7 protein-coding genes and 1 pseudogene are annotated in these 4,397 nt (G+C 70.1%); all 8 read right to left on the bottom strand.

The window, feature by feature from the left end:
- On the bottom strand, window positions 1-222 hold a 222-nt coding region (locus ACYC1Z_RS14415), incomplete at its 3' end, for a hypothetical protein (RefSeq protein WP_461410210.1).
- Between the two features lie 272 nt (window positions 223-494).
- On the bottom strand, window positions 495-986 hold the full coding sequence (locus ACYC1Z_RS14410; protein WP_461410209.1) for a hypothetical protein: 492 nt from the start codon (window positions 984-986) through the stop codon (window positions 495-497).
- Window positions 983-1,345 carry a response regulator gene (locus ACYC1Z_RS14405; protein ID WP_461410208.1) on the bottom strand — a complete coding sequence of 121 codons (363 nt, stop codon included), beginning with the start codon at window positions 1,343-1,345 and terminating at the stop codon, window positions 983-985. The genes ACYC1Z_RS14410 and ACYC1Z_RS14405 overlap by 4 nt, the downstream gene beginning before the upstream one ends.
- Window positions 1,342-1,809 (bottom strand): chemotaxis protein CheX, encoded by a 468-nt coding sequence (locus ACYC1Z_RS14400; protein ID WP_461410207.1) that lies wholly within the window; start codon window positions 1,807-1,809, stop codon window positions 1,342-1,344. Before ACYC1Z_RS14400 ends, ACYC1Z_RS14405 begins: the two co-directional genes overlap by 4 nt.
- Entirely contained in the window at window positions 1,806-2,189 is a 384-nt protein-coding gene (locus ACYC1Z_RS14395) for a response regulator (protein ID WP_461410206.1), read from the bottom strand. The genes ACYC1Z_RS14400 and ACYC1Z_RS14395 overlap by 4 nt, the downstream gene beginning before the upstream one ends.
- A complete protein-coding gene (locus ACYC1Z_RS14390) occupies window positions 2,186-2,995 on the bottom strand; it encodes a CheR family methyltransferase (protein ID WP_461410205.1) in 810 nt (269 codons plus the stop codon). The genes ACYC1Z_RS14395 and ACYC1Z_RS14390 overlap by 4 nt, the downstream gene beginning before the upstream one ends.
- Entirely contained in the window at window positions 2,992-4,086 is a 1,095-nt protein-coding gene (locus ACYC1Z_RS14385) for a protein-glutamate methylesterase/protein-glutamine glutaminase (protein ID WP_461410204.1), read from the bottom strand. The genes ACYC1Z_RS14390 and ACYC1Z_RS14385 overlap by 4 nt, the downstream gene beginning before the upstream one ends.
- A 15-nt stretch (window positions 4,087-4,101) precedes the next feature.
- Window positions 4,102-4,397 (bottom strand): annotated as a pseudogene (locus ACYC1Z_RS14380) (methyl-accepting chemotaxis protein); the annotation flags it as partial.

The following is a 4,397-nucleotide window of genomic DNA, read 5'->3' as shown; positions in this document are numbered from 1 at the left end:
CCCCCGGGCCAGCTCCGCGGTGTCTGCCGACATCGCCCGGATCGTGACCATGCCGTAGGCGTTGGTGGCCAGTGTGACGGCAGCGAGGATCGCCACGAGCGCAGCGAACTTCACCGTCAGCGGCAGGTCGAACAGCCGGTTCACCACGCGTCGGAACCAGCCCGGCCGGGACTCGGCTGCAGGCGCAGGGGTGCGGGGGGCCCCGACGGCGTCGTCAGACATGCGTGCTCCTTTGTCGGTGGGATGAGATCCCGGTGGTGCGTCCTCCGGCGCGCCCCCCGCACGGCCGACCGGCGCCGCCTCTCGGCGGCGCGGGTCGGCTGCTCTTGCCGCGTCGCCCTGCCTATCGGACGACCTTCGCCACATCGGAGGGAAACTCGATGTCGTGCCTCGGTGTTGCGTGGCGCTCGCTCAGCCACGCCCGGCCTCTGCCCTGAAGGCGGCCCCGGGCCGCCCTCATCCATCGGCAGGGCCGGCAGAACGCGCGGAACGTCTCAGATGACGACCAGTGAGACCTGACCGTCGCCGTAGCCCTTCACGCTGACCGTCGCGTCGAGCCGTGGGCCGTAGCTGCGCAGCCAGTTCGCGATGTCGGCCGGCAGGAGCCCCACGGCGGAGTCGTGCACGCTGTACAGCTTCAGGTGCGGGGCGCCGTCGACGTTGAACAACGAGGCGGTGACATTGAGGATCTCGGACACGTTCTCCAGGAGCGACTCCGAGAGCCGGCCGTCCTGGACCGCGTCCTCGGCCGCTCTGGGCGGGATGAGCGCGAGGGCCGCACCGGTACGCGCCGCGGCGTCGACGTCCAGCGCGACGAGCGCCGCGGTCTTCAGCATCTCGGTGACGTACACGCCGACGACGAAACCCATCGGCGAGGCCGGGTTCACGGCGTCGCCGCCGACCGTGAGCTCGACATCGCGGCCCAGCATCATCTCGAGGAGGTCGCGCACGTCCTTCGCGTGCGGCAGGGGGGTGACGCCACTCATGCGAGCACCGGGTCCAACGCGGCCCGGAAGGCTTCCGGGGTGAACGGCTTGGCGATGAGGAACAGCGCCCCCTCGGCGTCCGCGAACTCACGCATCTCGGTCGACCCCTCGGACGTCACGAACGCCACCGGGATGTCCGAGCCCTGGGCACGCAGGTTCCGCAGCATGTCGATACCGGTCATCTCCGGCATGTTCCAGTCCGAGAGGATCAGGTCGGGGCGCTGCTCGAGAGCGATCTCGAGCGCCTCCGCGCCGTCGGACGCCTCCGTGATGTCCCACCCGTCGTAGCCTGCCTGGCGCAGGGTACGGATCACGATCTTCCGCATCACGCGGCTGTCGTCGGCGATGAGGACCCTCATGCCATACCTCCTTCGTTGTTCTCGAGCTTCCAGATGTCGATCGCGAGCCCCCGCCCGGCCCAGTCGAGATCGGTCCGGTGCACCAATTCTCCCGCAGGTTCCGGCGCCTGCGAAGCCACCCGCGGCATGGTGAGCACGCCCGACTGCGGCAGGAGCGCCTTGATGTTCCCGCCCACGACGTTGGCGACCTCACCGAAGGCGTCGATCAGGTCCGCGTTCGACACCTCTTCGTCCACCGGCATCGCGAACAGTGCCCGGGCCAGGGCGTCCGCCGTGGTCCGGTCCGTGCTGAGCAGGGCCCGGGCCGAGAACGACCCGGCGACGTCGACCCACGCGAAGACGGGGTCGGTGAGGACGACGTCGCCCGTGAGCTGGATCGAACCCGGCTCGCCGGTGATCATGGCGGTGAAGAAGTCGTCGGCGATGGCGAGTACCTGCGCACCGATTCCTGCCAGGACGGTCATGACGTCTCCCTGTCGGTGAGCAGCCCGAGAAGGTCCAGCTTCTCCATGAGGGCATCGGGGGTGAAGGGTTTGATGAGGTACTCGTGGGCGCCGGCTGCCAGGGCGCGGACGATCTGGCCGTGCTCGGCCTCGGTGGTGACCATCATGAGGGTCAGGTCGCGCCAGTCACGGTTGGCCCGGACCGCCGTGACCAGCTCCAGCCCGTTCATCACGGGCATGTTCCAGTCGATGGTGGCGAGGTCGAACATCTCGCCCGCCTCGAGACGGTCGAGGGCTTCACGACCGTCACCGGCCTCCGCGGTCTCGAAGCCGAGACCGTTGAGCGTGTTCGTGACGATGCGCCTCATCACGCGCGAGTCGTCGATGACGAGGGCCTTCATGCGTTGCCTCCGCTGAGCTGGTAGACGGAGCCGCGGGTGACCTCTACGCGGTCCCAGGCGGGGTCGATGCCGACGGTCGTCTCGGCGGCACCGAGGATGAGGTACCCGCCCGGGCGCAGCCGCCGGCGGAGCCGGCCGAGGATGTCGCGCTTGGTCGGCAGGCCGAAGTAGATCAGCACGTTCCGCAGGAAGATCACATCGAAGCTGCCGACCTCGGGCAGGGCGTGCAGCAGGTTGTGCTGACGGAACGTGACCGTGTCCCGCAGCTCCTGCCTGACCTGCCAGGCAGCACCCACCCGTTCGAAGTTCTTGACCAGCATGGGTGCGGGCAGGCCACGGTTCACCTCGAGCTGGCTGTAGCGGCCGGATCGAGCCCGTGCGAGCACGGCACCGTTGAGGTCCGTGCCCAGGATGGAGTAGCGCGGGATGGAGGTCTCCTGCAGGATCATCGCGATGCTGTAGGGCTCCTGGCCGGTCGAGCACGCCGCCGACCAGATCCGCACGTCGCTCCCCAGCGTCGGGACGATGTGGTTCTTCAGCGCGGTGAACGGCACGCTGTCGCGGAACCAGGAGGTCTCGTTCGTCGTGAGCGCCTCGACGACCTGGGTGATGTCGCCCGGGTCGTTGGTGCGCCGCACGTGCTGGACGTAGGCCTCCACGGCGTCCGTCCCGTTCATGCCCCGGGCCCGAGCGAGCGGCATCAGCCGCGACTCGACGAGGTACTCCTTGCCTGGTCCGAGCTGGATCGCGCTGTGCCGCCGGACCAGATCGCTCACGTAGGTGAACGAGTTGCTGGTGACACTCACCTGGTTCCCCCTTCCACGAAGCGCATGACCGTCTCCCCGATCTCCTGCAACGGCAGGACCTGGTGCGCGAAGCCCGCCGTCGTGACGGCGCCGGGCATCCCCCACACCACGGACGAGGCCTCGTCCTGCGCGAGGACGCGCCCCCCGGCGGCGACGACCTCGCCCGCACCCGCCCGCCCGTCGGCCCCCATCCCCGTCAGCACGACGGCGAGCAGGTCCCCGCCGAGCACCCGCACGGCCGAGCGGAACATGACGTCGACGGAGGGTCGGCTGAAGTTCACCGGCGGCCCGTCGGTGAGGACCGTCTGCACGAGGCCGGCCCGGGTGGTCAGCTCCAGGTGGCGGCCCCCCGGGGCGAGGTAGGCGTGACCGGGTTCGAGCTTCTCCCCGCCGGCCGCCTCGACCACCGTCGTCGGCCCCATGCGGTCCAGCCGGGCCGCCAGCTGTCCGGTGAACACCGGCGGCATGTGCTGCACGAGCACGATGGGCACGTCCATGGCCTTCCAGAGCCCGCCGAACACCTGCGACAACGCCGCCGGGCCGCCGGTGGAGGAGCCGATGACGACGGCGCGCACCGGTCGCGCCGGGTTCGGCTCGGGCGCCCGCAGCGCACGTTTCGCCACCCCGCCCGCGGGTGCGGCCGCTCCCCCGGCCCGCGCCGAGTACGCGAGCGCACCGCCCTTGTGCGGCACGAGCGCGTGGATCTTGGGGATCAGCTCCGCGACCACCTTCTGGATGGACTCCTGGACGGAGTGCATGCCGGTCGGCTTGGCCACGTAGTCGCTCGCCCCGGCCGTGAGCGCGTCGAGGGTGGCGACGGCGCCCCGCTCGGTGAGCGTCGAGAACATGACGACCGGCATCCGGCGGCCCGCCGCCCGCAGCGCACGAACCGTCTCGATGCCGTTGAGCTCGGGCATCTCGATATCGAGAGTCACCAGGTCGGGGGTCAGCTGGTCGACCTTGGTCAGGGCGATCCGGCCGTTGGCGGCGGTACCGACCACTTCGATCTGCGGGTCCTGGCCGAGCGCCTGGGTGACGAGTCGCCGGACGACGACGGAGTCGTCGACGACGAGCACACGGATGGCAGACACAGTCGTTGACCTGATTCAGATCCGGAAGACCGCGACCTGGGCACGCTGGGCCTCGGCGAGAGCGGCGAGCTCGGCCACGGCCTCGGTGATCCCGGCGAGGTCCCGGGTGCTGGCGGCGGAGGCCGCCGCGATCCCGGTGATGTTGTCGGCGATCTCCCCGGAGCCGGTGGCGGCCTCGGCCACCCCACGCGCCATCTCGTTCGTGGTCGCGGTCTGCTCCTCCACCGCCGAGGCGATCGTCATCTGGTAGTCGTTGATCCTCGCGATCACCTCGGAGATCTGCGCGATCGCGTTCACCGCACCACCGGCAT

Source organism: Georgenia sp. (assembly GCF_054605595.1).
This window is presented reverse-complemented; position numbering and strand designations above follow the sequence as displayed.

Excerpts from the sequence above, each read along its gene's own strand:
- ACYC1Z_RS14405 (WP_461410208.1), bottom strand. The coding sequence starts at position 1,345 with ATGAGGGTCCTCATCGCCGACGACAGCCGCGTGATGCGGAAGATCGTG.
- ACYC1Z_RS14400 (WP_461410207.1), bottom strand. The coding sequence starts at position 1,809 with ATGACCGTCCTGGCAGGAATCGGTGCGCAGGTACTCGCCATCGCCGAC.
- ACYC1Z_RS14395 (WP_461410206.1), bottom strand. The coding sequence starts at position 2,189 with ATGAAGGCCCTCGTCATCGACGACTCGCGCGTGATGAGGCGCATCGTC.
- ACYC1Z_RS14410 (WP_461410209.1), bottom strand. The coding sequence starts at position 986 with ATGAGTGGCGTCACCCCCCTGCCGCACGCGAAGGACGTGCGCGACCTC.